General features: G+C 62.7%; 24 protein-coding genes and 2 pseudogenes. 13 read left to right on the top strand and 13 right to left on the bottom strand.

What is annotated here, in order from left to right:
* Positions 1-4: 4 nt before the first annotated feature.
* Positions 5-964, top strand: a complete 960-nt coding sequence (locus tag D6Z43_RS05965) for a class I SAM-dependent methyltransferase (RefSeq protein WP_120651072.1) — start codon at positions 5-7, stop codon at positions 962-964.
* On the opposite strand, the gene D6Z43_RS05970 is transcribed toward D6Z43_RS05965, so the two are convergent.
* Positions 965-1,852 carry a formate/nitrite transporter family protein gene (locus tag D6Z43_RS05970; RefSeq protein WP_120655197.1) on the bottom strand — a complete coding sequence of 296 codons (888 nt, stop codon included), beginning with the start codon at positions 1,850-1,852 and terminating at the stop codon, positions 965-967.
* A 197-nt stretch (positions 1,853-2,049) separates the two neighbouring features.
* Between D6Z43_RS05970 and D6Z43_RS05975 the strand changes: the two genes are divergently transcribed.
* From D6Z43_RS05975 to D6Z43_RS05985, 3 genes are all read left to right on the top strand, one after another.
* Positions 2,050-2,514, top strand: coding sequence for a PA2169 family four-helix-bundle protein (locus tag D6Z43_RS05975; protein ID WP_120651073.1), 465 nt, complete (start codon positions 2,050-2,052; stop codon positions 2,512-2,514).
* Between the two features lie 160 nt (positions 2,515-2,674).
* Entirely contained in the window at positions 2,675-3,061 is a 387-nt protein-coding gene (locus D6Z43_RS05980; protein ID WP_120651074.1) for a phosphotransferase system, HPr-related protein, read from the top strand.
* Positions 3,062-3,339: 278 nt separating this feature from the next.
* Positions 3,340-3,582, top strand: a complete 243-nt coding sequence (locus D6Z43_RS05985) for a metallothionein (protein WP_120651075.1) — start codon at positions 3,340-3,342, stop codon at positions 3,580-3,582.
* Between the two features lie 333 nt (positions 3,583-3,915).
* Here D6Z43_RS05985 and D6Z43_RS05990 read toward each other — a convergent pair whose 3' ends face one another.
* The gene (locus D6Z43_RS05990; protein ID WP_120651076.1) at positions 3,916-4,293 is read right to left on the bottom strand and encodes a Rho termination factor N-terminal domain-containing protein; all 378 of its coding nucleotides are present in this window, start codon (positions 4,291-4,293) and stop codon (positions 3,916-3,918) included.
* Between the two features lie 178 nt (positions 4,294-4,471).
* Here D6Z43_RS05990 and D6Z43_RS05995 point away from each other — a divergent pair, with 178 nt between their 5' ends.
* From D6Z43_RS05995 to glgB, 4 genes are all read left to right on the top strand, one after another.
* Positions 4,472-4,975: an MgtC/SapB family protein gene (locus tag D6Z43_RS05995; RefSeq protein ID WP_120651077.1), complete on the top strand. Its 504-nt coding sequence runs from the start codon at positions 4,472-4,474 to the stop codon at positions 4,973-4,975.
* Positions 4,976-5,106: 131 nt separating this feature from the next.
* A complete protein-coding gene (locus tag D6Z43_RS06000) occupies positions 5,107-7,092 on the top strand; it encodes an alpha-1,4-glucan--maltose-1-phosphate maltosyltransferase (RefSeq protein WP_120651078.1) in 1,986 nt (661 codons plus the stop codon).
* Between the two features lie 16 nt (positions 7,093-7,108).
* Positions 7,109-10,414, top strand: coding sequence for a maltose alpha-D-glucosyltransferase (treS, locus tag D6Z43_RS06005; protein ID WP_120651079.1), 3,306 nt, complete (start codon positions 7,109-7,111; stop codon positions 10,412-10,414).
* The gene (gene glgB, locus D6Z43_RS06010; protein WP_120651080.1) at positions 10,411-12,573 is read left to right on the top strand and encodes a 1,4-alpha-glucan branching protein GlgB; all 2,163 of its coding nucleotides are present in this window, start codon (positions 10,411-10,413) and stop codon (positions 12,571-12,573) included. The genes treS and glgB overlap by 4 nt, the downstream gene beginning before the upstream one ends.
* A gap of 31 nt (positions 12,574-12,604) precedes the next feature.
* On the opposite strand, the gene D6Z43_RS06015 is transcribed toward glgB, so the two are convergent.
* Positions 12,605-13,018 carry a CBS domain-containing protein gene (locus D6Z43_RS06015; protein ID WP_120651081.1) on the bottom strand — a complete coding sequence of 138 codons (414 nt, stop codon included), beginning with the start codon at positions 13,016-13,018 and terminating at the stop codon, positions 12,605-12,607.
* A 195-nt stretch (positions 13,019-13,213) separates the two neighbouring features.
* Here D6Z43_RS06015 and D6Z43_RS06020 point away from each other — a divergent pair, with 195 nt between their 5' ends.
* A complete protein-coding gene (locus D6Z43_RS06020) occupies positions 13,214-13,663 on the top strand; it encodes a PA2169 family four-helix-bundle protein (protein ID WP_120651082.1) in 450 nt (149 codons plus the stop codon).
* 132 nt (positions 13,664-13,795) lie between these two features.
* Here the strand turns inward: D6Z43_RS06020 and D6Z43_RS06025 are convergent, their stop codons facing one another.
* The 3 genes from D6Z43_RS06025 to D6Z43_RS06035 are packed head-to-tail and all read right to left on the bottom strand — an operon-like array spanning position 13,796 to position 16,078.
* Positions 13,796-14,566 carry a S9 family peptidase gene (locus D6Z43_RS06025; RefSeq protein ID WP_120651083.1) on the bottom strand — a complete coding sequence of 257 codons (771 nt, stop codon included), beginning with the start codon at positions 14,564-14,566 and terminating at the stop codon, positions 13,796-13,798.
* Entirely contained in the window at positions 14,553-15,650 is a 1,098-nt protein-coding gene (locus D6Z43_RS06030; RefSeq protein WP_120651084.1) for a DUF3182 family protein, read from the bottom strand. The genes D6Z43_RS06025 and D6Z43_RS06030 overlap by 14 nt, the downstream gene beginning before the upstream one ends.
* Positions 15,650-16,078, bottom strand: a complete 429-nt coding sequence (locus D6Z43_RS06035) for a hypothetical protein (RefSeq protein WP_120651085.1) — start codon at positions 16,076-16,078, stop codon at positions 15,650-15,652. The genes D6Z43_RS06030 and D6Z43_RS06035 overlap by 1 nt, the downstream gene beginning before the upstream one ends.
* 165 nt (positions 16,079-16,243) lie before the next feature.
* Here D6Z43_RS06035 and D6Z43_RS27800 point away from each other — a divergent pair, with 165 nt between their 5' ends.
* On the top strand, positions 16,244-16,573 hold the full coding sequence (locus D6Z43_RS27800; RefSeq protein ID WP_162945813.1) for a DUF2513 domain-containing protein: 330 nt from the start codon (positions 16,244-16,246) through the stop codon (positions 16,571-16,573).
* 28 nt (positions 16,574-16,601) lie between these two features.
* The gene (locus D6Z43_RS06045) at positions 16,602-19,070 is read left to right on the top strand and encodes a glycogen/starch/alpha-glucan phosphorylase (protein WP_120651086.1); all 2,469 of its coding nucleotides are present in this window, start codon (positions 16,602-16,604) and stop codon (positions 19,068-19,070) included.
* A gap of 6 nt (positions 19,071-19,076) precedes the next feature.
* Here the strand turns inward: D6Z43_RS06045 and D6Z43_RS06050 are convergent, their stop codons facing one another.
* Complete coding sequence (locus D6Z43_RS06050; protein ID WP_120651087.1) at positions 19,077-19,712, bottom strand: NAD(P)H-binding protein; 636 nt, start codon at positions 19,710-19,712, stop codon at positions 19,077-19,079.
* Complete coding sequence (locus D6Z43_RS06055; RefSeq protein WP_120651088.1) at positions 19,709-19,933, bottom strand: hypothetical protein; 225 nt, start codon at positions 19,931-19,933, stop codon at positions 19,709-19,711. The genes D6Z43_RS06050 and D6Z43_RS06055 overlap by 4 nt, the downstream gene beginning before the upstream one ends.
* Positions 19,934-20,104: 171 nt before the next feature.
* On the opposite strand from D6Z43_RS06055, the gene D6Z43_RS28545 reads away from it, so the two are divergent.
* Positions 20,105-20,254 (top strand): PSPA7_2676 family Cys-rich small protein, encoded by a 150-nt coding sequence (locus tag D6Z43_RS28545; protein ID WP_305955705.1) that lies wholly within the window; start codon positions 20,105-20,107, stop codon positions 20,252-20,254.
* Positions 20,255-20,329: 75 nt separating this feature from the next.
* Entirely contained in the window at positions 20,330-21,187 is an 858-nt protein-coding gene (locus tag D6Z43_RS06060; protein ID WP_120651089.1) for a Ku protein, read from the top strand.
* A gap of 29 nt (positions 21,188-21,216) precedes the next feature.
* On the opposite strand, the pseudogene D6Z43_RS06065 reads toward D6Z43_RS06060, so the two are convergent.
* From D6Z43_RS06065 to D6Z43_RS06085, 5 genes and pseudogenes are all read right to left on the bottom strand, one after another.
* Positions 21,217-22,208 (bottom strand): annotated as a pseudogene (locus D6Z43_RS06065) (lysylphosphatidylglycerol synthase domain-containing protein).
* On the bottom strand, positions 22,208-23,410 hold the full coding sequence (gene clsB, locus D6Z43_RS06070; RefSeq protein ID WP_120651090.1) for a cardiolipin synthase ClsB: 1,203 nt from the start codon (positions 23,408-23,410) through the stop codon (positions 22,208-22,210). The pseudogene D6Z43_RS06065 and the gene clsB overlap by 1 nt, the downstream one beginning before the upstream one ends.
* Positions 23,407-24,195: an endonuclease/exonuclease/phosphatase family protein gene (locus D6Z43_RS06075; protein WP_120651091.1), complete on the bottom strand. Its 789-nt coding sequence runs from the start codon at positions 24,193-24,195 to the stop codon at positions 23,407-23,409. The genes clsB and D6Z43_RS06075 overlap by 4 nt, the downstream gene beginning before the upstream one ends.
* The gene (locus tag D6Z43_RS06080) at positions 24,192-25,109 is read right to left on the bottom strand and encodes a DUF72 domain-containing protein (protein WP_120651092.1); all 918 of its coding nucleotides are present in this window, start codon (positions 25,107-25,109) and stop codon (positions 24,192-24,194) included. The genes D6Z43_RS06075 and D6Z43_RS06080 overlap by 4 nt, the downstream gene beginning before the upstream one ends.
* A gap of 152 nt (positions 25,110-25,261) precedes the next feature.
* Positions 25,262-26,527 (bottom strand): annotated as a pseudogene (locus tag D6Z43_RS06085) (zinc-dependent alcohol dehydrogenase); the annotation flags it as partial.
* Positions 26,528-26,592 lie beyond the last annotated feature (65 nt).

Consider the following 26,592-nt stretch of genomic DNA (forward strand, 5'->3'; position numbering starts at 1 on the left):
GACCATGCAATTCGACGAAACCTGCACTGAGCTGTCCAGACGCAACCAGGCCCTGCTGCAACTGGGCGAGTCGCTGAAGCAAAGCGGCTATCGCTTCACCACCGTCACACCTGCCACCCACCAGCGCATCAACCGCCGTCCTGGAAACGCCATGGCGACGGACCTGGCCGGAGTATTTGGCTGGAGCCGTCCCTTCGTCCGTAATGTGGTTGGTGAATCCCTGTTCCGCCAGATGGAGGCAGCTGATGTGCTGTCCGCTGGGGTCGACGGTTTCCGCTCCGTGGTTCGCTGGTCCGACCTGGGCGATGAGCTCTACGTGCACTCCGCGTTCCCCACCGATGCTGCCGATGCGGTGTTTTTCGGCCCGGATACCTACCGGTTTGTACAAGCCATCGACGCTTTGCTCGACACCCGCGGCCATGAGGTGCGCAAGGCCGTGGACGTGGGCTGCGGTACTGGCGCGGCGGCCATCCGCATCGCCCAACGCTATCCGCGAGCGGATGTCCAGGCGCTGGATATCAATCTGCGGGCACTGGAATTCACCCGGGTCAACGCTCGCCTGGCGGCAACGCCGGGAGTACGCGCGGTTGCCAGCGACCTGTTGCGCGAGGCTGAAGGCACCTTCGACCTGATTGTTGCCAATCCGCCCTACATGCTGGACCCGGCTCAACGCAGCTACCGCCACGGGGGAGGGGAGATGGGCAGCGGGCTGTCCCTTGCCATCCTCGACAGCGGTGTGGCGCGCCTGGCACCTGGCGGCGCCTTGCTGCTCTATACCGGCGTGGCCATGGTGAACGGGCGGGACGGATTCTATGAACGCATTGCGGAATGCCTCGACGCTTGCGATTGCCAATGGCACTACCGGGAGCTGGACCCGGACGTGTTCGGCGAGGAGTTGGACGAGTCCGCCTACCAGCATGCCGAGCGCATCGCGGCCGTGCTGCTGACGGTCCAGCGCACCTAGTTAGTCGTCTTCCGGCTTTGCGACCAGCTCGCGGCGGCGCTCTCGTTCTGCTTGCTGGAGTTCGACGTCGCTGCGGATCTGGGCATGGCTGATCAGCGCGAAGATGAAACTGCCACCGACGATGTTGCCGGCCAGGGTTGGAGCGGCGAACACCAGCCAGAACTCCATCCACGCCAGTTCGCCGGCGAACACCAGGTAAGCGGCCTCCACCGAGCCGACCACGATATGGGTAAAGTCGCCCAGGCCCATCAGTGTGGTGACCATCACGATGATCCAGAACTTGGCGCTTTCCTGGGCCGGGATCATCCAGACCATGGTGGCGATCATCCAGCCGGAGATAACGCCACGGGCGAACATCTGGGTGCTGTCGTTTTCCATCAGCTTGCGACCGATTTCGAGGAAAGCCTCGTCGGTTTGCGTGTCGAAGATCGGTAACTGGAGCATCCCGTAGGCCACCAGAAACGTCCCCGCGAGATTGCCAGCCAGTACCACGCTCCAGAGCTTGCCCAGGCGGCTGAGGTTGCCCAGCGTAGGCTTGTTCATGAACGGCAGCACGGCCGTGAGGGTGTTCTCAGTGAAGAGTTGCTGGCGGGCGAGGATCACCGCGAGAAAGCCTGCCGAATAACCGATGCTGGAAATTGCCACGGCACTCTCGATGCCCTCCAGGCGCGCCCGCAGCAATCCCATGCCCATCATCGAAAGGCCCATGGACAGCCCTGCTGCAAGTGCCGACCACCACAGCGCGGCGACCGTGCGTTGCAGCTCCTGGTCACCCTGCAAACGGATGATCTCGTGCACCACGGCGGCGCGCGGTGGCTTGCTCTTGTGTACTTCGCGCTCTTCGCTGGCGGTGAGGGCCGGGGTCTTGTCGCTGTTGCTCTTGTCCATGGCAATGACCTTCGCAGGATGGCTACTCACATGTGACCGTGCGCCGATCATGTGGACTCCATGTCATCCATCGCGGCGCCAATGACCGCCGGGGAAAAATACCTGAACGATCACTGCGGGTAATACGTCGGAACCTGCGTAGGCCCGGCTCGGGTCACCCACCCACACATTGGCCGTCGAAGGCCAGGAGCTGACACATGGAACTCACAGAAGATCGCAAAGAGATCGTTCACACCCTCAACAACCTCATCGAAACCAGCAAGGACGGCGAAGCAGGCTTCAAGGTCTGTGCCGAGGACGTCAAACGGCCTGACCTTAAGCAAGTATTCATGGAGCACTCACGGCAATGCGGTACGGCGGCAGCCGAACTGCAGCGAGCGGTGCTGGAACTCGGAGGCAAGCCCGAAGAAAGCACCAGCGTCAGTGGCGACCTGCATCGGCGCTGGGTCGACCTGAAATCCCTGGTGACCGGTAAGGATGAGGAAGTCATCCTCAACGAAGCCGAACGCGGCGAGGACGTGGCCAAGAAGCACTATGCCGAAGCGCTGCGAACGAACCTGCCAACGGACATTCGCGCCATCGTGCAGCGGCAGTATGAAGGGGTGATGCGCAACCATGATCAGATCAAGGCGCTGCGCAACGCAGAGCGTGCCAGGGGCTGATCAGTGGGGCGAGGCATCCGGGTGCTGGATGCGCCAGAAGGCCCGGACATGCTTCGGGCCTTTTCATGCCCGCCAGCTGCTCATCCGTCTGGCAAAAAGTCTGAATCATTGCTGCGGCCGGCCAGTCGACTGAAACAGGTAACCCAATCGGAGAGCCATCATGATTCGCGACAAACCCACCCCCTGGGAAGATACCGAGTACCGCATGAACTCACCTCGCGAGCTGGACTTCAATCAGGAGCGAGATACCCGTGAGGGCAGCATCGAAGACTTGCGCCCGACCGGCGAGGCCGAGCAGGAATATGCGTCGGAGTCTGTGGTGGAACACGGCGACCAGTCACCCTACGCCCCGTATGACCAGACTGGCGCCCGCTCGCCGGAAGAACCTGGCGGTGGCCCAGCAGATACCGAACTGCGCACGGTGGGTGAATCCGAGATCGGCGGCGGCATCGGTCTCGATGAAGGGGAGCTTGCGCGTTCCGCCCCCCTCGACGGCAAGCCCTGGACCGACCGGGTGTCTCCGGTGGATGACGACGGAAACGAGTGATTGCTCGCGCCGCAGGCGCGGGGAGGTACTGCCATGAACGATTCCAGGATCAGTTGGGTCCCCGCCAATCGCTTCGGCGTAAAGGTCGTGGTGTCGCTGAGCAAAAAACGCCGGTCGCGTAAACAGCGAGGCAAGGCTACCAGCCAAGCGGCAGGAAGGGTCTGAATCATGCAGCTACCGCATAAGCACCGCTACCCGGAAAACCGCCAGCGGCCACTGATCAGCCATGTGCCCCAGCCCAACACAGCCCTGGGCTTCTACCTCTGGAGGGTAAGACCATGAATGGTACGCGCTGCGCCTGCCCTGAATGCACTTGTGAGGTGGGCTCCGACGCCGTGATACGTGAAGGGCGCGCCTTTTGCTGCCCGGCGTGCGCCGAAGGCCATCCTACGGACGACGAGCAATGCCGCGATCCGGATTGCCGTTGTGGCGAGGCCAACGCGCGAGATCAGCCACGCGAAACCCAGGTCGATCACGCCCTGGAAGAGACCTTCCCGGCAAGCGATCCGATTTCACCGTGATGACCGATACCTTGCCCAGCCCTCTCCAGCCCCGGATCTTGTAGCTCGTGGGGAGCTCTGCGGCATAGGCTGGGTGGCGCTACCCATGCGGTCCGGGCTGATGGCTATCGCAAGCTCGCTGGACGCCCTGGGAACTGGACGTAGCCGCAGGGTGGATAGCGCTCTTTTTATCCCCCCTCGGAGCCCCATGGAACATCGCCTGGTGCACCGAAAAAGCGCTGGCTGCTGCGTATGCCCCAAGGCGGATGAATTGGCCACCGGGAAAATCCCCGCCGCGTCCACAAACCAGAAGAACCGTCGCCATACTGCTGCGACGGCCAGGGGAAGAAGGGCTCAGGCGGGTTCGCGCAGCGCCTCGATCAGTTCATCCTTGCGCATCCTGGATCGGCCAGGAATGTTGCGCTTGCGTGCGTGCTCCATTAGTTCGCTCTTGCTCATGGCGTTCATTTTCTGGTCGGGGCGAGGTAGGCCTCTGCGGGTCGCCACTGCGCGACGGGCGGAGGATTTACGGGCTGCCTGCTTTTCCCCGGCGCTGGTGCGCTGACCGGACCCGCCGGCGCGTTCGCCGCCGCCGGACTGCTTGTTGACCGTCGCCCAGGCGCGCGCTTCGGCTTCTTCCTTTGGCACGCCCTTGGCCTCGTAGCTCTCTTCAATGTGCTCGGCCTTGCGCTTCTGTTTCTCGGTGTACTTGGCTTTGCTTCCGCGTGGCATTGAGTGGTTCCTCCTGAGGTCGCCTGCAACTGTTGCGCCGCATGGCCTTACATCGAAAGAGGCGTCCGCGGGCCAGCGGTTCGCCCTGGCTGATGAACGGTTTCGCCGTTACTCCGATAGCGCGAACTGATTCCAGTGGTTGTTTTCAGAATGTCATGCAGCCCATTCGGAGCGCGCGATGGAACTGGGTGAACGCATCCTCGACACCCTGCTTGCGGATTTTGCCGATCTCGGCGACGTCGAGGGGTTGGTTCGAGCGCTGCTGCGTTTTCTGATGGCGATTCTCCTTGGGGGATTGCTTGGCTACGAACGGGAGGTCAAGGGTAAATCGGCCGGCATGCGCACCCACATGCTGGTCTGTCTCGGCGCGACACTGTTCGTCATGGCCCTGGAACAGGACGGGGCAGGCCACGACGCTATTAGCCGGGTAATCCAGGGCATTACGGCGGGCATCGGCTTCCTCTGCGCCGGCACCATCCTCAAGGGGCGCAGTCCTGCCGACGTTAAGGGGCTGACCACCGCGGCCGGTATCTGGTCTGCCGCCGCCATTGGTGTTGCCGTCGGCTTGGGTCGGGAGGCCACGGCGGTGCTCGCAACCCTGTTGGCACTGATGGTGCTGCATGTACTCCCGTTGCTGGTCGACCCTGCGGGGAACGGCAAGAACGATCAGGAGAAGGAGTAGGAAATCCACCTGAACTTTTCCTGACGTCGCACTCTCGGAATCCAGGAGCCCAGCGTGTCGATGCAGGATCGTGCTGGCCGGGCCGACTCAACCGATTGCATCGTCTGCGAGGCGTTCAAGGAGCCAGGAGCATGCTTCCGACGCAAGAAGGAGAATCCACGGCGATTCGCGCGGCACGGGAACCCCGCTTGGCCATCGAGGGAGTGGAACCGGTGGTCGACGGCGGGCGCTTTCCAGCCAAATGCATTTGCGGCCAGACCCTGGAAGTCCGGGCGGTCATCTTCGCCGACGGCCATGACCAGTTGGCGGCGGACCTGCTCTGGAAAATGGCGGGACACTCCGACTGGCGACGCGTGTCGATGGAGCCTCTCGGCAACGATCATTGGGCCGCCCTGTTGATGCCCGAGGCGGAAGGACGCCTGGAGTTCGCCATCGAAGCGTGGCAGGACGTTTATGCGAGCTTTCGTTACGAATTGACGAAGAAGTATGGGGCTGGCGTCCCGGTGTCGCTGGAACTGGCCGAAGGTGCAGCGCTGGTCCGACGGATTGCCGGCGAGGCTCCAGCGCACATGACAAGGGAACTCGGCCAACTCCTGGCACGACTCGATGGCTGCCGGGGAATCCAGGACCAGGTGGCACTGTTCATCGAAACTGAGATAGGCGCGCTGATGCGACGCGCCGAGCACCGTCCTCATCTCCTGCGCAGCCCCACGTACCCCGTGGAAGTGGAACGGCGCCTCGCCCTGTTCGGCAGCTGGTATGAGCTCTTTCCCCGCTCTGAAAGCAATGACCCAACGCGTCACGGTACCTTCGCTGATGTCTGTCGGCGCCTGCCGGACATCGCCGGGATGGGTTTCGACGTGCTCTATTTCCCACCCATCCATCCCATTGGCCGGACCCATCGCAAAGGCCCCAACAACAGCCTGCATGCCGGGCCGGACGATCCCGGCAGCCCCTACGCCATCGGTAGCGAAGAGGGCGGCCATGATGCCGTCCATCCCAAACTGGGCAGCCTCGTGGATTTCCGCATGCTGGTTGATACGGCTCATGCGCACGGCCTGGAGGTGGCCCTGGACTTCGCCATCCAGTGCTCCCCCGACCACCCGTGGCTCCGGCAGCATCCGGGCTGGTTCAGCTGGCGACCGGACGGCACCATTCGCCACGCGGAGAATCCGCCGAAGAAGTACGAGGACATCGTCAATGTCGACTTCTACGCCGAGCCGGCCATCCCCGGCCTGTGGCTGGCGTTGCGGGACGTCGTGCTCGGTTGGGTGGAGCAGGGCGTCAGCCTGTTTCGCGTCGATAACCCGCACACCAAGCCACTGCCATTCTGGGAATGGCTGATCGCCGAAGTGCGGCAGCGGCATCCGCAGGTGATCTTCCTCTCCGAAGCCTTTACCCGGCCGGCCATGATGGCGCGGCTGGGAAAACTCGGCTTCAGCCAGAGCTACACCTATTTCACCTGGCGCAATACCAAGGCCGAATTGCAGAAGTACTTCACTGAGCTGAACCAGCCGCCCTGGCGGGATTGTTACCGTCCCAACTTTTTCGTGAATACGCCGGACATCAACCCGTTCTTCCTGCAGCACGCAGGCCGCGCCGGCTTTCTCATCCGCGCCGCCCTGGCGACCATGGGCTCCGGGCTCTGGGGTATGTACGCGGGCTTCGAGCTGTGCGAATCGGCGCCCGTGCCCGGCAAGGAGGAATACCTGAACTCAGAGAAGTACCAGCTGCGCGCGCGGGACTACGACGCTCCCGGCAACATTCGCGCGGAGATCACGCAACTGAACATGATCCGCCGCGACAATCCCGCCCTGCAGACCCATCTGGGCTTCAAGGCCTACAACGCGTGGAACGACCAGATCCTCTACTTCGGCAAGCGCACCGATGACTTGTCGAACTTCATCCTGATTGCCATCAGCCTCGATCCGCAGCAGCCACAGGAAGCGCATTTCGAGCTCCCCTTGTGGGAGTTCGGACTACCGGACGACGCCGACTTGGAAGGCGAGGACCTCATGAGCGGCCACCGCTGGACATGGCACGGCAAGGTGCAATGGATGCGCATCGACCCCTCGCACCTGCCATTCGGTATCTGGCGTGTCCGTCCGGTCCGTTGAGAACAGGAGTATGCCCATGGCCAAGCGCAGTGGAAGGTTCGTTTTCCTGAATGACCCGCACTGGTACAAGGACGCGATCATCTACCAAGTCCATGTGAAGTCTTTTTACGACGCCAACAACGACGGTGTCGGTGATTTCGCCGGGCTGATCGAGAAGCTGGATTACATCGCCGAACTCGGCGTCAACACCATCTGGTTGCTGCCGTTCTACCCCTCGCCTAGGCGCGACGACGGCTACGACATCGCCATGTACCGGGGGGTGCACGCGGACTACGGCACCCTTGCCGATGCCCGACGCTTCATCGACGAGGCCCATCGTCGGGGGCTGCGGGTGATTACCGAGCTGGTCATCAACCACACCTCGGACCAGCACCCTTGGTTCCAGCGGGCACGCCACGCCAGGAAGGGCTCCCGGGTACGGGACTATTACGTCTGGTCGGATACGGACGACAAGTACTCCGGCACCCGGATCATCTTCATCGACACCGAGAAATCGAACTGGAGCTGGGACCCGGTGGCCGGCCAATACTTCTGGCATCGTTTCTATTCCCACCAGCCCGATCTGAACTTCGACAATCCGCGCGTGCTGAGCGCGGTGCTGAAGGTCATGCGCTTCTGGCTGGACATGGGGGTGGACGGACTGCGCCTGGACGCGATCCCGTACCTGATCGAGCGCGACGGCACCAGCAGCGAGAACCTGTCGGAGACCCACGCCGTGCTCAAGCGCATCCGTGCCGAGCTGGATGCGCGCTACCAGGATCGGATGCTGCTGGCTGAAGCCAACCAGTGGCCGGAAGACACGCGTCCGTACTTCGGCGAGGACGACGAATGCCACATGGCCTTCCACTTTCCGCTGATGCCGCGCATGTACATGGCCATCGCCCAGGAGGACCGCTTCCCAATCACCGACATCCTGCGCCAGACGCCGGAGATTCCGCCGAACTGCCAGTGGGCGATATTCCTGCGTAATCACGATGAACTCACCCTGGAAATGGTCACCGATGACGAGCGCGACTACCTCTGGGACTACTACGCGGGAGACCGGCGGGCGCGACTTAACCTGGGTATCCGTCGTCGCCTGGCGCCACTGGTGGAGCGCGACCGTCGTCGCGTGGAATTGCTGAACAGTCTGCTGTTGTCCATGCCCGGGACACCGACGCTGTATTACGGCGACGAGATCGGAATGGGCGACAACATCTTCCTCGGAGACAGGGACGGCGTGCGCACGCCGATGCAGTGGTCGATCGACCGCAATGGCGGGTTCTCCCGTGCGAATCCCGCCAGCCTGGTCCTTCCGCCGATCATGGACCCGCTGTATGGCTACCAGACCATCAATGTCGAAGCGCAGGCCCATGATCCTCATTCGCTGCTCAACTGGATGCGCCGCATGCTCAATGTGCGCAAGCAGCAGAAGGCTTTCGGCCGGGGCAGCGTGAAAATGCTCTCGCCGAGCAACCGGCGCATCCTTGCCTACCTGCGCGAATATCGCGATGGCGACGGGCGCGACGAGAGCATCCTCTGCGTGGCCAACCTCTCCAGTGCCGCCCAGGCCGTCGAATTGGAGCTGGCCGACTATGACGGCCGCGTGCCGGTGGAAATGGTCGGCGGCGCCTCATTTCCACCCATCGGCCAGCTCACCTACCTCCTGACACTACCGCCCTACGGCTTCTACTGGTTCTACCTGGCCGATGCCTCGCAGATGCCCAGCTGGCACAAGAAGCCAGTCGAGCGGATGCCGGAACTGCAGACCCTGGTCCTGCTGCGGCAGATCGACGAAATCATCCAGATCAAGGCGCGCCAGACCCTGGAGTTCGAGGCACTTCCGCTTTACCTACCCAAGCGCCGCTGGTTCGGGGGAGGTAAAGTCGCGGCAGGCAGCGTGCACCTGCTCTATGCGATGCCGCTCGACGAGGGGCCGGACGCTCCGGTGATCGCGGAAATCGAGGTCCACGGCGCCCATGGTCCCGAGTGCTACCAGTTGCCGCTCGCCGTGGTACCTGAGCGCGCCAGCGGCAGCGACCTCCCGCAACAGCTCGCCCTGGCGCGGATACGTCGAGGACGCAAGGTCGAGCTGCTGACCGATGCATTCTCGCTGCCGGGCTTCAGCCTCGACATCCTGCGCCACCTGCGTGCTGGCTCGGTGCTGCGCGGTGCGGATGGCGAACTGCAGTTCCTCCCCGAAGACGCGTTGGCCGACTTCGATCCGGGCCCGCACCCCGAGGTGAAACTGATCACCGCGGAACAATCCAACAGTTCCGCGCTGATCGGTGGCCGGTTGTTGCTCAAACTGCTGCGTCGTGGCTTCCCCGGTGTGCACCCGGAAGTCGAGATGGGACGCTTCCTCACCCATCACGGCTTCAACCACGTCGCGCCTTTCCTGGGCGAGGTGTTGCGCGTGGACGAGGATGGCCAGCCGCATACGCTGATGGTCTTGCAGCGCTATCTGGACAACCAGGGCGATGCCTGGACCTGGACGCTGAACAACCTTGATCGGGCCATACGCGATTGCATGGCTGGTGGGGAGGCGGACAGCGACCAGGGTGCCCTGGCGGAGCTTCGGGTATTCGCCGGTACCCTGGGCAAGCGCATCGGCGAAATGCACGCGGTGTTGGCGCGGCCCACCGAGGATCCCGATTTCGGATACCAGCCGAGCGACGAAGGCGACAGCTCCACGTGGGCCACCCGCATCAGCGCACAGCTGCGCGAGGCTTTGAGCGCCCTGGCCCATGTCGAGGAACGGCTGGGTTCGGACGATGTCGGCTCTTTGCGGTGGCTGCGCGCCGAGGAAGAGCGCCTGCTGATGGTCATCGGCCGCCTGGCGACCCTGGCTGCCGGAGGCATCCGGATTCGCGTGCATGGCGATCTGCACCTGGGTCAGGTGCTGGTGGTGCAGGGTGATGCCTACATCATCGACTTCGAGGGTGAGCCCAACCGGCCCTTGGCTGAGCGACGCCAACGCCATAGCCCAATGAAGGATGTGGCCGGCATGCTCAGGTCGTTCGACTACGCGGCGGCAGTGGCCCGGCGCAAGGTCTGCGGTGCCGACAGCACCGTCGAAGCGCGGGATGCGTGCACCACGGTCATCGCCCGCTATCGGGCCAATGCGCGCACTGCCTTCCTCGATGCCTATCGGCTCGCTGCCCGGTGCTTGCCCCATGAATGGCACGGCCGGGAAGGCGAGGGCGCTGCCCTGGCGCTGTTCAGCCTGGAAAAGGTCGCCTATGAAATTCTCTACGAACGCGGTCACCGCCCGGACTGGATCGACGTGCCCCTGCACGGGCTGCTGGAACTGGCGCGCCACCTGCTGGGACACCGCACATGATCGATGAAGCGCTGCAACGCCTGCGCCGGGCGGAAGAAGGGGACCCCTTCAGCTATCTCGGCCCTCATATCGAGGCCGACGGCGTAGGGGTACGGGCATGGTTGCCGGGCGCAGAGTCGGTGGAGCTGCTGGATGCCGTCGACCAGAGCCCGCTCGGTACGATGGTCAGGGCCGACCCGGAGGGGCTGTTCGAGGGGTTGATGGCGGAGCCGCGCAAGTACCTGCTACGCATCCAGTGGCCCGATGCCGAGCAGATTACTGAAGACCCGTATGCGTTCGGCCCGCTGCTCGGAGACCTCGATCTCTACCTGTTTGCCCAGGGCAACCACCACGAACTCGGCAGTTGCCTTGGGGCGCAGGTCATGAAACAGGACGGGATACCCGGCGTGCGCTTCGCCGTGTGGGCGCCTAATGCGCGACGGGTTTCGGTGGTAGGTGATTTCAACGCCTGGGATGGTCGCCGGCACCCCATGCGCAGGCGCTATCCGGCCGGAATCTGGGAAATCTTCATTCCGCGCCTGGAGCCTGGTGAGCGCTACAAGTACGAACTCCTCGGTGCCGAAGGGCTTCTGCCCTTGAAGGCCGATCCGGTTGGGTTGGCCGGCGAGCCGCCGCCCGCGACCAGTTCCCGCGTGACTGGTGCGCTGGCATTCGAATGGCAGGACCAGGAATGGATGGACCGGCGCAAGGTCGCCCAGCAGCCAGGCCAGCCGTTGGCCATCTACGAACTGCATGCTGGTTCCTGGCAATGGATCGAAGAGCGTCCACCGAGCTGGGCGGAACTTGCCGATCGCCTGATTCCCTACATCCTGGAAGTGGGCTTCACCCATATCGAGTTGATGCCGATCATGGAGCACCCCTTCGGCGGCTCCTGGGGCTACCAGCCGCTCTCGCTATTCGCGCCCACCGCACGTCTGGGCAGCCCGGAGGATTTCGCCGCTTTCGTCGATGCCTGCCACCGTGGGGGAATAGGGGTGATCCTTGACTGGGTTCCGGCGCACTTTCCCGCCGATGAACATGGGCTGGCCCGGTTCGACGGGACGGCACTGTACGAATACCAGCACCCGTTCGAAGGCTTCCACCAGGATTGGGACACACTGATCTACAACCTCGGCCGCAGCGAGGTGCATGGCTTCATGCTGGCCTCGGCGCTGCACTGGCTACGTGTCTATCACGTCGACGGCCTGCGGGTGGACGCGGTAGCCTCGATGCTCTACCGGGACTACTCGCGCAAGGAAGGCGAGTGGATTCCCAACCGCCACGGAGGGCGTGAGAACCTCGAAGCCATCGAGTTCCTCCGTCATCTCAACGGGGTGGTGCGCAGCGAGGTGCCAGGCGCCCTGGTCATAGCCGAGGAGTCCACCGCCTGGCCGGGCGTCAGCCACCCCGCAGCGGAGGGCGGGCTGGGGTTCTCCTACAAATGGAACATGGGCTGGATGCACGACAGCCTGGCCTACATCCAGAAAGAGCCGGTCCACCGCAAGCACCATCACCATCAGGTGACGTTCGGCCTGCTCTACGCCTTCTCGGAGCACTTCATCCTGCCGATCTCCCACGACGAGGTGGTGCATGGCAAGGGATCGTTGCTGGGGCGGATGCCTGGGGACCGGTGGCAGCAGTTTGCCAACCTGCGCCTGTATCTCGCGTTCATGTGGACCCATCCAGGCAAGAAGTTGCTGTTCATGGGCTGCGAATTCGGCCAATGGCGGGAGTGGAACCATGACCAACAGTTGGACTGGTACCTGCTGCGTTACCCGGAGCATGCCGCCGTCCGCGACCTGGTGCAGACGCTCAACACCCTTTACCGGCAGGAGCCACCGCTCCATCAGCGCGACGGACGCGCCGACGGTTTCCAGTGGTTGATCGGCGACGACTCCCACAACAGCGTCTACGCCTGGTTGCGCCATGGCGAAAACGGTAAACCGCTGCTGGTGGTGCACAATTTCACCCCCGAGCCACGCAACGCCTACCGCATCGGCGTACCCAGGGCCGGACTCTGGCAATTGCTGTTGAACACCGATGAGGAACGCTTCAGCGGCTCGGGCGCGGGTACCTCGGGAGCCCTCGACAGTGAGCCGGTGATTGCCCATGGCGAGGCCCAGTCGCTGCTGCTGGACCTCCCGCCACTGGGTACGTTGATCTTCCGGCCTGCGCGCTGAAAAGAACCGTAGATCGGACTCGAGCGCCCCGTCAGTGAGCGCGAGCGACGCCTTGGAGTACCGTGGCGCTGGCGTGCTCACTGCGACTGGCGACGATATTGCCGAGTGACACCACACCCACAAGGCGCTTTTCGCGATTGAGCACGGGGAGCCGGCGCAGCTGGATCTGCGCCATGTTGGCGGCGACGTGCTGGACGTCTTCGTCTTCGAAGCAGTAGCGCACATCGCCGCTCATGATCTGACGCACCGGCGTTTCCCCGCCAAGCCCCGCTGCTACGCCGCGCAGGGCGATATCCCGATCGGTAACCATGCCGACCAGCCTATCGCCTTCGTGCACCAGGATCGCGCCGCTGTCGATGCTCTCCATGAGTGAAGCGACTTCCCGCAGGCTTCGCTCCGGCGTAGTGGTCTGAACGTTTCGCGTCATGACTTCGCTGATTTTCATCTCGGTTATTCCTTTCAATGCGAAGGCCCCGGCTGGGGCCCCTGAAACAGTCGACTGGCCTGGCTCGTGGTCGTTCAGGTTGTTTCATCGGTACCGGCCATCAGTGAACTCGAACGCCGCTTGGAGAGTGCCTGTCACCTGTAAGTGCGACACGAAGCCACGAGCGAGCCGGGACGTCCGGCATGGGAGGCAGTCATGATCGATCGACACGAAACGGCCAAGGTCCTCAACGGACTCGTACAGACCTGCAAGGATGGAGAAGAGGGTTTTCGCACCTGCGCCAAGGCGGTCCTGAGCCCACCGTTGCAGGAACTCTTCGAGGCCCGCGCCGAAGAATGCGCGGCGTCGGCAGAGAAACTGCAGAGTCTGGTTATGGAGCTGGGTGACACGCCCGAGGATGACACCAGCATTGGCGGCGACATGCACCGCCACTGGATCGATTTCAAGGCGCTCGTCACCGGGCAGAACGAGAAGGCCATCCTCGATGAGTGCGAGCGGGGCGAGGACGCCGCGATGGAAGACTATCAGAAGGCCCTGGATCAACCCTTGCCACCCGCGATACGCGAGATCGTCCAGGTGCAGTACGCCGGCGTGATACGCAATCATGGACAGATCCGTGCGTTGCGCGAAAGTGGGCGAATCTGAGCTGATCATCTGGACTCGGGAAACCATGCGGAGCGATACCCATGCGGAGATGCGGATGGGTATCGAAAACTTCACCTATCCTGCGTTGCTGTGGCCAGTTCCGTGGCCTGGCTCGACCCTATGCGTCCTGCGCTAGGAGTAGCGCGCCGAATGATGGGGATAGCTACCCACCCGCGCGCCGATGACCATCTCGCTGAACCAGTTGGTGAGGATTCCCGTGTAGGCCTGCTGGTCGCAGTCCTGGCTAAGGGCATGGTCCGCGCCATCCAGAATCCTGTGGGTCAGGGAGTGGGCTCGCTCGAACGCCGCGCGATAGCTCATCAGGGTGGTGTGCGGCACGAAGGTGTCGTGCTCGGACTCCACCAGCAGGACATCTCCGGTAAACCCCGCACAGGCCTTCAGCGCGAGGTTGTCCACCGGATTCCAGGGAATGTTGCGGTACCGCGCCAGACGCCCGGCGTCCAGCATATGCTTCGGTAAATCCCACTCATCGTCCCAGTACAGCGCGGGCACCCGCAGGGCCAACCATTTCACCGGCCGCAACGTGGAGAGAAAGGTCGCGAGGTAGCCGCCGTAGCTGCTGCCTATCACCGCGATGGCCTCGGCGTCGATCGCCGGATGGGTCGCCAGTCGGTCGTAGGCAGCCACGATGTCTTCGAGGTTGTGCCGCCGGGTGACGCTTTCCTTCGCGGCGATGGTCTTCTCGTGGCCGCGAAGGTCGAAGGTCAGGCATACGCAGCCCAGACCAGCAATGCCACGGGCGCGGGCCAGGTCCCGCTGTTGGCTGCCGCCCCAGCCATGCACGAAGAGAACGCCCGGGACTCTGGTCTCGGGCGCCAGGAGCGTTCCGGCTATGGCTTCGTTGTCCACAACGATTTCCACCTGTTCGCTATGTGCTGTCATGAGGTTCCACCTTGACGTACTTGGAGAGTTTGCCGAGGCCCGGCTCCATCCCCTGAAAGAGTGGAATCGAGCCGGAAGGAGCCGTTGCGTCGCCATAGATTTCATGCGTCGAGGCACAGATGCTCGTCAACGTCGGATCAGCGGCAAAAGCTTCCAGGGCGAACACTTCTGCCGCGCTCGCACCGCCTGCGCGCCAGGATTGCTCCAGGACGCCGGAGCGCTGTTGGCCGAGGGCGTCCAGCCCCCTTGCGATGTCGTAGTTGCGGCGTGAGGCGAACATCTCCGGATAGCTGTCGAAAGCAGCCTTCTCGTAGATGCGCGCCTGTTCGATGGCAAGGCGTGTCGTGGCCGGGATATCGAGTTTGATCAGGTCCGCGTAGTCGCCCCTCACCAACGTCAGCTGCGAGCCGCCGTACACGCTGTCACCATCGTTGTCGCGGGTCAGCTGCTGAGTGCCGAAGTAGCTGACGACCAGGCCGGCAGCCTGTACCTGGCCGACACTGAAAGTCTCCGGCTGGTCCAGATCCTCTTCCAGCACCAGTCCCCAGGTTCCGATCTCTTCCAGGTCCTGTTCGTCCAGCGCTTGGCCGAGGTCGTGCTGGTTCCAGATCACTTGCTGGCCCCGACCGGCTTTGCCCCGTACCGGTTTCAGGCGCAGCGGGCCATGTTCCAGCATGGCTTCACCGGCACGCCGGGCGTCGGCCAGGTCGAATACCGTGTAGCCGTGCAGGACTGCCTTGGCCGCTTGCTCGGCAAAGCGTTCCGACCAGCCTGGCGGTACTCGCGCCGGCAGTTTGAACAGCGGATGGGTGATGGCCTTTGTGGCTGTGAAGGGGTGTGGCACAAGACCGCCGAAGAAATCCTCCGGCCCGTTTATGCCTAGTCCTTTGCCGCTGCCGATCAGGGTTTCATCGGGAATCAGGTAGTAACGTCCACGGTCATGGCGCAGTGGATCGTAACGGCCGAGAAACGGGCATCCCAGCAGTTCCCCAAGTTTCTCTCCAAGCACCCGGTGTACCGCCAGTTCGTGTTCCAGGAAGCGTTCGCCGACCTGCAGCAACAGTACTCCGTCGTGATTCTTCATCACTGCTCCCGCCACGTGCCGCCGCTGTTTTCACAGTCGGCACGGGCCTGACCCAGATTGGCGACGCTGTAAAAGTTGGTGACCACCTTGGCGTCATTGGGAATGGCCGGTCGTGCCTGGCTTTCGGTCTCCGCTGTGGACCGGTAGTTTGCCAGCGATTCCTGGGTGAGGGCCGCCACGCATTGGCCCTGGGTATCGTCGGCGCACCTTTCCACCTTGCGCTTCTGGCTGCTGAGCATTTCCTTGCTTTCATTGCTGCAGGACCAGTCGATCGCCGATTCGGGCATGCCGGTGAACTCGTAGCAGGTTTCCATCTCGACTTCTGGCACTGCGGCACTGGAAGAACGGGTCATGACATGGCAGGCATCGGCCAGGGCCGGACCGGCGCCGAGGAGGCAAAGCAGCGGTATCAGGGGGGCGATGCGCATGGTCGATCTCCGGGGAGCTGTTCACTGGTTCTGAACGGGCGGGCTTGCGGAGAGTTCAGGGCGATTGATCAACGGGCGCCATCGGGGCGAGAAAGTCTGAACTCGTCGGCGCTCCCGTGGACTCATCTTGAAGGGGCCATCACCGGCGACGAGGAGCAACCAGCCATGAAGCGGAACTGGGATCTGATCAGGGAGTTGCTGCTGGAAATCGAGGCCATGGAGCCGGGCCATCTCGCTTCTCTCCACTGCACCGATGGGTGCAGCTTGGAGGAAGCCGACTATCACCTTCATCTCCTCGAACAGGCAGGCCTGGTGGAGTGCAAGGAGCAACACCAATGGAACGGCGAATCCGGGCGCGTAGCCAGTTCGCTGACCCTGCAGGGGCATGACCTGCTCGACAGCATTCGCGACCAGGATACCTGGAACGCGAAGAAAACCATGCTGCTGCAACGACTTGGCGCTATCTCCTACGAATCGCTACGCAAGGTCTTCTGAAACCCATTGCATCTGACGAGAGGCGGTCATGGCCGAGCAGCCTAACTCCGCCGATGCAGTCCAGGCGTTCAAGGACAGCATCCTGGCGAAACTCAAGTACGCGGTTGGCAAGTCCCCGGAAAACGCTTTCGACCATGACTGGTTCGAGGCGCTGGCCCTGGCCACGCGTGACAACTTGATCGACCAGTGGGAAGAGGCCTCCAGCCAGGTCGACCGGCAGGACCAGAAGCGAATCTATTACCTGTCTCTGGAGTTCCTCATCGGCCGTCTGCTGATGGATAACCTGAGCAATCTGGGGCTGCTGGAAGTGGCTCGCCAGGCGATGGCAGAGCTGAACGTCGATCTTGACCGCATCCGTGAAGTGGAACCTGACGCGGCGCTCGGCAATGGTGGCCTGGGCCGCCTTGCGGCGTGTTTCATGGAAAGCATGGCGACCCTGCAGCTGGCCGCGCACGGGTACGGCATTCGCTACGAGCACGGACTTTTTCGTCAAGCGATCATTGACGGCTGGCAGGCGGAACAGACGGAGACCTGGCTGGACTTCGGCAATCCCTGGGAGTTCGAGCGACCGGAGGTGGCCTATAGCATCGGCTTCGGCGGCAGTGTCTTCACCCATCTGGAGGAGGGCGGCAACAGCCGGCAGATCTGGCAACCCCACGAGACCATACGCGCCATTGCCTATGACACCCCGGTGATCGGCTGGCGCCGCTCTGCGGTCAACACCCTGCGCCTGTGGCGGGCGCGCGCCGAGGAAGACCTGCAACTGGAACGGTTCAATGCCGGTGACCATATCGGTGCGGTGGTTGACGTGGTGCGCGCCGAGGCCATCTCCCTCGTACTCTATCCCGCGGATATCACCGAAGCCGGCCAGGAATTGCGGCTGCGCCAGGAGTTCTTCTTCGTTTCGGCGTCGCTCCAGGATCTGCTGCGGCGGCATATGGACCAGTACGGCGATGTGCACAATCTGCCGGAGAAGGTAGCCATCCAGCTCAACGATACCCATCCGGCCATTGCCGTCGCCGAACTCATGCGCCAGTTGGTGGACCTGTACGCAGTGGAGTGGGGCAAGGCGTGGGAACTGACGGTGGCGACCTTGGCCTACACCAACCACACGTTATTGCCCGAGGCACTGGAATCGTGGCCGGTCGCCCTGATGGAGCGCCTGTTGCCCCGTCACCTGCAGATCATCTACCTGATCAATGCCTTGCATATCGACGCGTTGCGGGCGAAGGACATCCATGACTTCGAACTGCTGCGCTCGGTGTCGCTGATCGAAGAGGAACACGGACGGCGGGTACGCATGGGCAATCTGGCCTTCCTTGGCGCCCATAGCGTCAACGGTGTGTCGGCGCTGCACACCGGCCTGATGCAGGAGACTGTTTTCCGCCACCTGCACCGACTGTACCCCGATCGGGTGAACAACAAGACCAACGGGGTAACCTTCCGCCGCTGGCTCTTCCAGATCAATCCGCAGCTGACGCGGTTGCTGGTAGAGACCCTGGGGGAGGGCGTGCTGGATTCGCCGGAAACCATCCTGCAGAAGCTCGAACCCTTTGCCGAAAAGCAGGATTTTCGCAAGCAGTTCTGTCTCCGCCGCCAGCACAACAAGGAAGCACTCGCGCACCTGATCCGCCAGCGGCTGGGTATTGCCGTGGATACCCAGGCCATCTTCGATGTACAGGTCAAACGCATCCACGAGTACAAGCGCCAGCTCCTCAACCTGCTGCATACCGTCGCGCTCTATCAGGCGATCCGCAACGACCCGGCCACCGACTGGGCGCCACGCGTGAAGATTTTTGCGGGCAAGGCGGCCGCCAGTTACCAGCAAGCCAAGATGATCATTAAGCTGGCCAACGACATCAGTCGCACCATCAATGACGATCCCACGGTGCGCGGGCTGCTGAAGGTGGTGTTCATCCCCAACTACAACGTCAGTCTGGCCGAAGCGATCATTCCGGCGGCCGACCTTTCCGAGCAGATTTCCACTGCCGGCCTGGAAGCCTCCGGGACCAGCAACATGAAGTTCGCCCTCAACGGTGCGTTGACCATTGGCACCCTGGATGGTGCCAACGTCGAGATGTGCGAGCGGATCGGCGCGGAAAACATGTTCATCTTCGGGATGACTGCGCAGCAGGTCGAGCAGCGGCGCATGGGCGGCCTGGCCAGTGAACTGGCGGTAGGCCGTTCCGAACGCCTCCGCGCGTCGCTGGACGCCGTACGCTCAGGGGTGTTTTCACCGGAAGACAGAGGGCGTTACCAGGGCATGGTTGACGCGCTGATCCGCGAGGACCGTTTCATGGTCTGCGAGGATTTCGATGCCTACTGGAATGCCCAGAGACAGGTCGACAGATGCTGGCAGAACAGCTCCCGCTGGTGGCGCTCCGCTGTTCTCAACACGGCGCGCACGGGCTGGTTTTCCTCCGACCGCACCATCCGCGAATACGCCACCGATATCTGGGGCATACACGTTCCGTCATCGCGACCCGGTGAGCCCTGAGTCTGTTCAGTCACCGCCATCGACAGAGATGCGTTGATGCAGGTGGTTGCACAGCATCAGCTCGTCCAGCACCGCCATTGCGAAGCGTTGCAGGGCCAGCACCGATTGAGCCTTGTTCTCCGCCGGGACACGTATGAAGTCATCGAACTCGAGGTCGCAGTCGAAACCTTCCGGTGCTTCCACCAGGGTCCACTCCAGCCCGCTGTCCAGCAAGCGGCGTTGCAGGTACTCCGCCGCCGGCGCAGGGCAGGAAGGCGACTGTTCGAGCCATTTGAGCGGATCTATCACGATGAGCCGCTGCACCCCCGCGATACGCAGGCCATCGATCAGGGCGCTGACGGCGGAATAGACCTGCGGGAAATCATGGCCACTGCCGTCCTGCGCCGTGAGCGGCGGACCGGAAGCGCAAGGCATGCCGATCACCGCACTCTTGCCTACTACCGTCCGGCTCACGCTGAGGGCGTCATGGGCATTGCCCGTCAGAGTACGCAGACCAGGGCGTGCGCTAATCGCATTGAGATCGCTGATCACGGCGCCGACTTCATACTGGCGATGCAGTGCCTCCGCCATCAGCGCATAGCCCAGGGCGCTCTGTGCGCCGTAGAGGGCCAGCTTTACCGCCGGGGTTTCGAGGTTTTTCATGGCTGCAGGTTATGGGCAGGTGTAGGCCCACCCATCTTCGGATGGCTGATCCGGGTCACCTGTACGTCTGTGAAGGCCTCGGGCGAAGAGGAAGTATGGATGGAGCCCAGGTAATAACGGGCCTGGTCCGGAGTCATCGCTTCGGCGTCCGACTCAACCTCGACGCTGCGGGGTTGGTTGTCGAGGATGTAGCTGATGAGGAATAGCGTCTTCGTAGACATGTCCGTGGCGCTCTCTTTCGCTTGATGTATTGGAGGTAGACTCCCGGCGCGCCTGCAGGGGTTCCCCCTATCCGTCGGACGGTGACGCACCTGTCGATGACATGAGCCGACAAGCAACCCTGATTGTCCAAAGGTCAAGCACGACTCTCGCGAAATGCGAGGGAGGCTGTGATGACTTTCATCTGCTTCTTCCGAGGGTGTGCATGGATGCGGGAGACGCCGATCCGGCTCGGCAATGAGGACGTGGCACAGCAACGCTGCAGCCGCTGCGGCAGTAACCGCTACGTCAGGGCAACCGTCACCCCGGGGCCTGGCAGGTAGTCCGGCGGATTCCTGCAACTTTCGCGGGGTCGGGTCGGTCGCTCGAGTGTAGGCCACCGCGAAGGGGACACTTCAATGGCACGCGCAATCTGGAAAGGCGCCATCAGTTTCGGACTCGTGCACATCCCGGTTGCCCTGGTTTCCGCGAGCGAATCCAGCGGTATCGACTTCGACTGGCTCGACAAGCGCAGCATGGAGCCGGTCGGCTACAAGCGGGTGAACAAGGTCACTGGCCAGGAGATGAAGAGCCAGGACATCATCAAGGGCGTGGAGTATGGCGATGGCCACTATGTGATCCTGAGCGAGGACGAAATCCGCCAGGCGCATCCGGAGTCGACCCAGACCATCGACATATTCGCCTTCGTCGAGGCCGCGCAGATTCCCTTGCAGAACATCGAAGCGCCGTACTACCTCAGCCCCGACAAACGTGGCGGCAAGGTCTATGCCCTCCTGCGCGAAGCCCTTGAAGCTTCGGGCAAGGTCGCTCTCGCGGAGGTGGTGCTGCGCACACGCCAACATCTGGCAGCGCTGATGCCGGTGGAGAAAGCGCTGGTACTGGTGATGCTCCGTTGGCCCGCTGAAGTACGTGGTTTGGACGTGCTCGACCTGGGCACCGATGTAACCAGCCCGAAATTGTCCAAGGCCGAGATGCAAATGGCCAGCCGCCTTATCCAGGACATGACCGCAGACTGGGAGCCGGATTCCTACGTGGACAGTTTCAGCGCGAAGGTGATGGAGTTGGTGGAGCAGAAGGCCAAGGCGGGCAGGATCGAACGCGTCGAGCAGCCGGGCGAGGAAACCGCCGGCCGTAGCGCAGAGATCATCGACCTCACCGAACTGCTGCGTCGCAGCCTGGGTGGCAAGGCGACCCGGAGTGAAAGAAACGCCAAGGAAAGCGAAGAGGCCCCACGCCCGCGCAAGACCCGAAAATGAGCCGCGCCAGGAATACCGGCAGGGCGCATTCAACCCGTGGAAGATTTTTCTGGCCGGACCTTGTGCTTATGCTGCAGGCGGATGGTCTTGGCGCGCTTTTCCAGGACCAGATAGGTAACTGCCGCCACCAGCAGGGGTACCAGGAAATACAGGGTGCGATAGCCGAGCAGGGCCGCTACCAGCCCGCCCTGGCTGACCTGGTCATGCAGCAGGGCGAGGAAAACCGTTTCCAGTACCCCCGAGGCCGGCGGGAATATGGGTGATGACGCCGGCCACGCAGCTGATCAGCAGGATGCCGAGAATGGAGGGGTAATAGGTGCCGTGTCCGTGGGGCAGCAGCCAGAAGATCAGCGAAGCCATCAGTGTCCAGTTGGTCGCGCCAAGCCAGACCTGTATCAGCGCCAGACGCAGCGAGGGCAGGGTGATCTGGTGGTCCCGCCAGGACCAGGTACGTCGCTTGGGCATAGCCGCAGGCATACAGATAGAGGCCGACCAGCACCAATAGCAGCAGGCCGATCAATTGCAGGCCCGTCACACCCAGGCTCCAGTTGGCCGGGAGTTTCACCAGGCGCAGGGAGAAGATCACGCCCGCCAGGGCCATGTAGCCGATCCAGTTGGTAACGATGCCGAGGCTGATGATCCGCGTGACGGTGCCGGTATCCAGGCCGATGCGTTTGTAGAGTCGATAGCGCAGTGCCACGCCACCGACCCAGGTCGTGAAGTTGAGGTTGAACGCGTAGCAGACGAACGCTACCGGGAGCACCTGGCGCGCGGGCAGGTGGTGTTCGGTGTAGGCCCGCCCGATGAGGTCGAAAATGCTGAACACCATGTAGCTGGAGAAGGCCAGCGCGCCGCCTACCAGCAGCGTGGTCAAGCTGAAGGCTTGCAGCGATTGTTTCACTTCGTTCCAGTCGACGTTCCGCGCCACGAGGTAAAGCAGGACCGGCATCAACAGTATGAAGAACACGGTCAGCAGCCGCGTACCCCATTTCATCCACGGTTTCCTGGTGGACTCGCTCATCAGGTCTTGCCCTCGTCCAAATGGGGCTCTTCATCCTTGGCCGGATGCTGGGACTCGAGGTTGGGTCGGTGGGCGGGGAACCAGCCGGCGATGGCGGGGAAACGCCGGATGAAGTGGAAGCAGAGGAAAATCAACGGTGCCCGCCACCAGTAGCCACGGACCATGCGTTCCAGGCTGATGCTCTTGCAGTGCTCGGTAGCCAACTGTTCCAGGTGGCGGTGCAGGTACTGGTTGAACGCCCGGTCGCGCACGAACAGATTGGCTTCCAGGTTCAGCGCCAGGCTCAGAGGATCGAGATTGCTGGAGCCCACCGTCGACCATTCCTCGTCCACCAGGGCGACCTTGCCGTGCAATGGTCGCTTGCAGTATTCGTAGATGGTTACGCCTTCGCGCAGCAGGTACTTGTAGAGCAGTCGTGAGAAAACCTGGGCCCAAAGCATGTCCGGTTGCCCCTGCAGGATGAGCTGCACCTTGACGCCACGGCGGGCCGCATTGCGCAGTTCGCGCAGCAGGCGATAGCCGGGAAAGAAGTAGGCGTTGGCCACCACCACACGCGAGCGTGCGCCGCGGAAGGCCGCCAGGTACTGCTGCTCGATATCCGTGGTATGGCGATTGTTGTCGCGCTCGACCAACAGGATTCGCGCTTGGCCGGTAGTGCGAGCGGGAGTACGGATTTCACTGGGCTCGTCGAGTACCTGCGAGAGCAAGCGCAAGCTGGATCGGCGCAGGTCGGCGACCACCGGGCCGCTGACTTCCACGGCGTAGTCCTGCTTGGCCATGGGGCCGAAGTCCGCCAGGTGGTCGGCGGAGTAATTGATGCCGCCGACGAAGGCCATTTCTCCATCGATCACGACGATCTTGCGATGCAGCCGACGGAACAGGTTGGTGCGCATGCCTAACAGGCGGGGACTGGGGTCGAAGGCATGCACTCGGACGCCAGCGGAGGTCATGCTGGCGATGAACTCTTCGCCCAGGTCCGCCGTGCCGTAGCCGTCGAACGCCAGCTCGACCCTCACGCCACGCTGAGCCGCTTCGATAAGCACTTCCCGAAGCTCGTGGCCGACCTTGTCCTCGAAGATGATGAAGGTCTCGACCAGGACTTCCCGCGTCGCCGCGCGGATGCACTCGAAAACACGAGGGAAATACTCCTCGCCATTGATCAGCAGTTCGATGCGGTTTCCATCACGCCATTGCCGTTTCACAGGTGCACCTCCGTTGCCAGCGGTGCGTGGTCGGATAAGTGCGACCAGGGCCGGGTTGCGAGCACCATGGGCTCATGACACGTGGCATTGCGGACGTAGATTCGGTCCAGGCAGAGCAGCGGGAATCGCGCGGGAAAACTCTTGGCCGGAGCTCCATAGGCCCAACCGAAAGCTTCCACCAGGCCGTGCTCCGCCAACACCGCATCCGCCCGCAGCCGCCAGTCGTTGAAGTCCCCTGCGACTATGGTCGGGGCAGCAGGATTGAGGCTGCTTAAAAGTTCCGCGAGCAGCCTGATCTGTAGCTTGCGGTGGGATTCGCGCAACCCGAGGTGAACGCAGATGGCGTGCACTTCACGGTGTCCCGGCACGTCCAGGATGCAATGGAGCAGGCCGCGCTGCTCATTGCCATGCACCGTCACGTCGAGGTTCTCGCGCTCGATGATGGAGAACTTTGAAAGCAGGGCATTGCCGTGGTGGCCGTGCGGGTAGACCGAATTGCGCCCGTAGGCGAACTGCGGCCAGATGCTGTCGGCGAGGAACTCGTACTGCGACGTCGGCGGCCAGTCATGGTAGCGCCGGGCATGGCGATCATGGCTGCCGAGCACCTCCTGCAGGAACACCAGGTCGGCATCCGTGGCGCGTACGGCATCTCGCAACTCGGGGAGTATGAAGCGCCGATTGAAGGCATTGAACCCCTTGTGCATGTTGATTGTGAGCACCTTGAGGCGATGCACTGCGGTGATCCTGTCGATGACGATCTCAGGCATGGGAATGGTCGTGGTCACGGTGGGATTCCTTGCAATACACCAGGCTGGGTTTCCAGGTCCCTGGTCAGGTCCAGGCGTTCGAGCAGGCGGCGAGCATCGAAAGGCGCGCGCACCTTCTGGTCGTTATCGAAGTAGCAATAGATGTCCCGCGACTTGCGCAGCCGGGTTCCGTGCTCATCCACTACAAAGGCATCACCAGGTTGCAGACCAGCGCTCCAGGTGCGAATACGCGTCTCCCAGCGCGCCAGGGCCTGCTCGGTATAGCCGCTTGCGTAGAGCGCCTTGTCGCCGTGCAGACGCAGGTAGACGAAGTCGCTGGTCAGGTCCTCCAGATAAGGCCACTTGCCGGCGGTGTCTGCGATGACCAGGGCGACCTTGTGATCGCGCAACATTTGCACGAAGGCATCGCAGGCGAAGCTCTCGTTGCGAATCTCAACGGCATGGCGCAGCGTGCCGCGAGCGGATGCCTCCTGATAGCCGACCTTCTTCAGGCGATCACTGCAATGGCTGGCGCAATCCAGCGCGGCATGAGTGGTGCCGGGTAGCAGGTCGAGGAAGCGGCCGAACGTGCCGGCTTCGAACGCCATGCTGGGCGGGAATTGCCAGAGGATGGGCCCCAGTTTTTCTCCCAACTGCAGCAGCCCCGAGGCGAAAGAGTTGGCCAGGGGCTTCTCGACGTCCTTGAGCTTGAGGGTGTGGGTGATGTAGCGCGGCGCTTTGACCGCGAAGATGAAATCCTTCGGTGCGTCATCCCGCCAGTTGGCGTAGCGTGCCGGATTTTGCAGGGCGTAGAAGGACCCGTTGATCTCGAGGCTGTTCACCGCCCGCGAGGCGAAGGCCAGTTCGCGGTCCTGGGGCAGGCCATCGGGATAGAAAATCCCCCGCCAGGGCGCGTAGCGCCATCCGGAGATGCCAATGCGTATCTCGCCCACAGCCTTGTGCCTCAGCTACTGGTTTTCTTTGGCTTGGGACCTGCCGGCAGGGTGGCTGACTCGGTTTTTTCCTGCCGCTGGTCCGAGTCCTCGGCATCGTTGCGCTTGCTGGCCGGCGGCTTTGGCGCGCCGGGCAGGGTCGCCACCTTGTCCGGTTTGCCGGCAGCGCTCAATTCGTGAACGACTTGCTCGGTTCCTTCCCCAGCCTTGCTGACCGCAGCCTTCTGTGGCTGCAGCTCTACCTTGATCCAGCCGCTATCGCGGCGGTCGAACGCCTTGAAGGCTTCGATGGCGTCTCCCATCGGCTTGATCTGGGTAAGCACCTTGGCCGGATCGATACGGCCGGCCTGGATCATTTCGATCAGGATCGGGATATAGCGCCGGTGGTGACAGTTGCCCATGTTGATGGTCAGGTTCTTGTTCATAGCTCCTCCGATGGGAAAACGGCGTGCTTGTTGCGGATACACGCCAATGATGCCGAGGGTTCCGGCCTTGGCCAGGGCCTCCACCGCCCAGCGCAGGGACTGGCTGGGCGCAGTGCCCGGGTGCCAGTTGTCGCCATCGGGGTGTGAATGAGGGGTGACTTCGGCCATTTCCTGGTGGAACTCGGACACGGTCGTGGAATCGCAGTGGGCGGGGCATTCGGCATCCACGCCCACCGCATCGATGGCGCGGTCCACCCCGATGCCGTGGGTGAGGCGGCGCAGCGTCTTGACCGGGTCTTCCAGGTCGAAGTTGATGATCTCCGCGCCTTGCTGGCGCGCCATCCGCAGGCGATCGTCGTGTTTGTCGATGGCGAACACGCGAGAGGCACCGAGTAATTTGGCACTGGCGATGGCGAATTGACCTACCGGGCCGCAACCGAACACGGCCACGGTGTCGCCTGGCGTGACTTCCGCCAGCTCGGCACCGAAATACCCGGTGGGGAAAATGTCGGAAAGGAGGATCGCCTGATCATCGCTGATGCCGGTGGGCAGCTTGACCAGACCGATATTGGCGTGGGGGATGCGTGCCATCTCGGCCTGCAGGCCCTGGAAGGGGCCACTGCTGGCAGGGCCGCCGTAGAAGGCCGTGCCGGCTTCCTTGCCGTTAGGGTTGGCGTCGTCGCATTGGGCGTAGTAGCCCGCGCGGCAATAGGAACAGTTGCCGCAGGCGATGGTTGACGGGACGACAACGCGATCGCCGATTTCCAGGTTGCGGACGTCCGTGCCTAGCGCCTCGATGATCCCGACGCCTTCATGCCCGAGGATGGTGCCCTTGACCATGCCGCTCACGGTCCCACGAACGAAGTGCAGATCGGTACCGCAGATCGCCGAAGCTGTGAGCCGGATGATCGCGTCGGTCGGCTCCAGGAGCACCGGGTCCGGGACTTCGTCGAGGCGGATATCGCCCACGTCGTGAAAAACCACGGCTTTCATTGGTCGGCTCCTCCGGCTGTCGGATCGCTGGCGGATCGCCAGGCCATCCGAATCAGCCCTTTCTG

Source organism: Pseudomonas sp. DY-1 (assembly GCF_003626975.1).
In the GTDB taxonomy this organism is placed as follows: domain Bacteria; phylum Pseudomonadota; class Gammaproteobacteria; order Pseudomonadales; family Pseudomonadaceae; genus Metapseudomonas.

Coding starts and splice junctions, on each gene's coding strand:
- D6Z43_RS06030 (WP_120651084.1), bottom strand. CDS start 15,650: ATGAAGAATCACGACGGAGTACTGTTGCTGCAGGTCGGCGAACGCTTC.
- D6Z43_RS05995 (WP_120651077.1), top strand. CDS start 4,472: ATGGAACTGGGTGAACGCATCCTCGACACCCTGCTTGCGGATTTTGCC.
- D6Z43_RS06055 (WP_120651088.1), bottom strand. CDS start 19,933: ATGTCTACGAAGACGCTATTCCTCATCAGCTACATCCTCGACAACCAA.
- D6Z43_RS05990 (WP_120651076.1), bottom strand. CDS start 4,293: ATGCCACGCGGAAGCAAAGCCAAGTACACCGAGAAACAGAAGCGCAAG.
- treS (WP_120651079.1), top strand. CDS start 7,109: ATGGCCAAGCGCAGTGGAAGGTTCGTTTTCCTGAATGACCCGCACTGG.
- D6Z43_RS28545 (WP_305955705.1), top strand. CDS start 20,105: ATGACTTTCATCTGCTTCTTCCGAGGGTGTGCATGGATGCGGGAGACG.
- D6Z43_RS27800 (WP_162945813.1), top strand. CDS start 16,244: ATGAAGCGGAACTGGGATCTGATCAGGGAGTTGCTGCTGGAAATCGAG.
- glgB (WP_120651080.1), top strand. CDS start 10,411: ATGATCGATGAAGCGCTGCAACGCCTGCGCCGGGCGGAAGAAGGGGAC.
- D6Z43_RS06000 (WP_120651078.1), top strand. CDS start 5,107: ATGCTTCCGACGCAAGAAGGAGAATCCACGGCGATTCGCGCGGCACGG.
- D6Z43_RS05980 (WP_120651074.1), top strand. CDS start 2,675: ATGATTCGCGACAAACCCACCCCCTGGGAAGATACCGAGTACCGCATG.
- D6Z43_RS06015 (WP_120651081.1), bottom strand. CDS start 13,018: ATGAAAATCAGCGAAGTCATGACGCGAAACGTTCAGACCACTACGCCG.
- D6Z43_RS06045 (WP_120651086.1), top strand. CDS start 16,602: ATGGCCGAGCAGCCTAACTCCGCCGATGCAGTCCAGGCGTTCAAGGAC.
- D6Z43_RS05985 (WP_120651075.1), top strand. CDS start 3,340: ATGAATGGTACGCGCTGCGCCTGCCCTGAATGCACTTGTGAGGTGGGC.
- D6Z43_RS06025 (WP_120651083.1), bottom strand. CDS start 14,566: ATGACAGCACATAGCGAACAGGTGGAAATCGTTGTGGACAACGAAGCC.
- D6Z43_RS06035 (WP_120651085.1), bottom strand. CDS start 16,078: ATGCGCATCGCCCCCCTGATACCGCTGCTTTGCCTCCTCGGCGCCGGT.
- D6Z43_RS05970 (WP_120655197.1), bottom strand. CDS start 1,852: ATGGACAAGAGCAACAGCGACAAGACCCCGGCCCTCACCGCCAGCGAA.
- D6Z43_RS05975 (WP_120651073.1), top strand. CDS start 2,050: ATGGAACTCACAGAAGATCGCAAAGAGATCGTTCACACCCTCAACAAC.
- D6Z43_RS05965 (WP_120651072.1), top strand. CDS start 5: ATGCAATTCGACGAAACCTGCACTGAGCTGTCCAGACGCAACCAGGCC.
- D6Z43_RS06050 (WP_120651087.1), bottom strand. CDS start 19,712: ATGAAAAACCTCGAAACCCCGGCGGTAAAGCTGGCCCTCTACGGCGCA.
- D6Z43_RS06060 (WP_120651089.1), top strand. CDS start 20,330: ATGGCACGCGCAATCTGGAAAGGCGCCATCAGTTTCGGACTCGTGCAC.
- D6Z43_RS06020 (WP_120651082.1), top strand. CDS start 13,214: ATGATCGATCGACACGAAACGGCCAAGGTCCTCAACGGACTCGTACAG.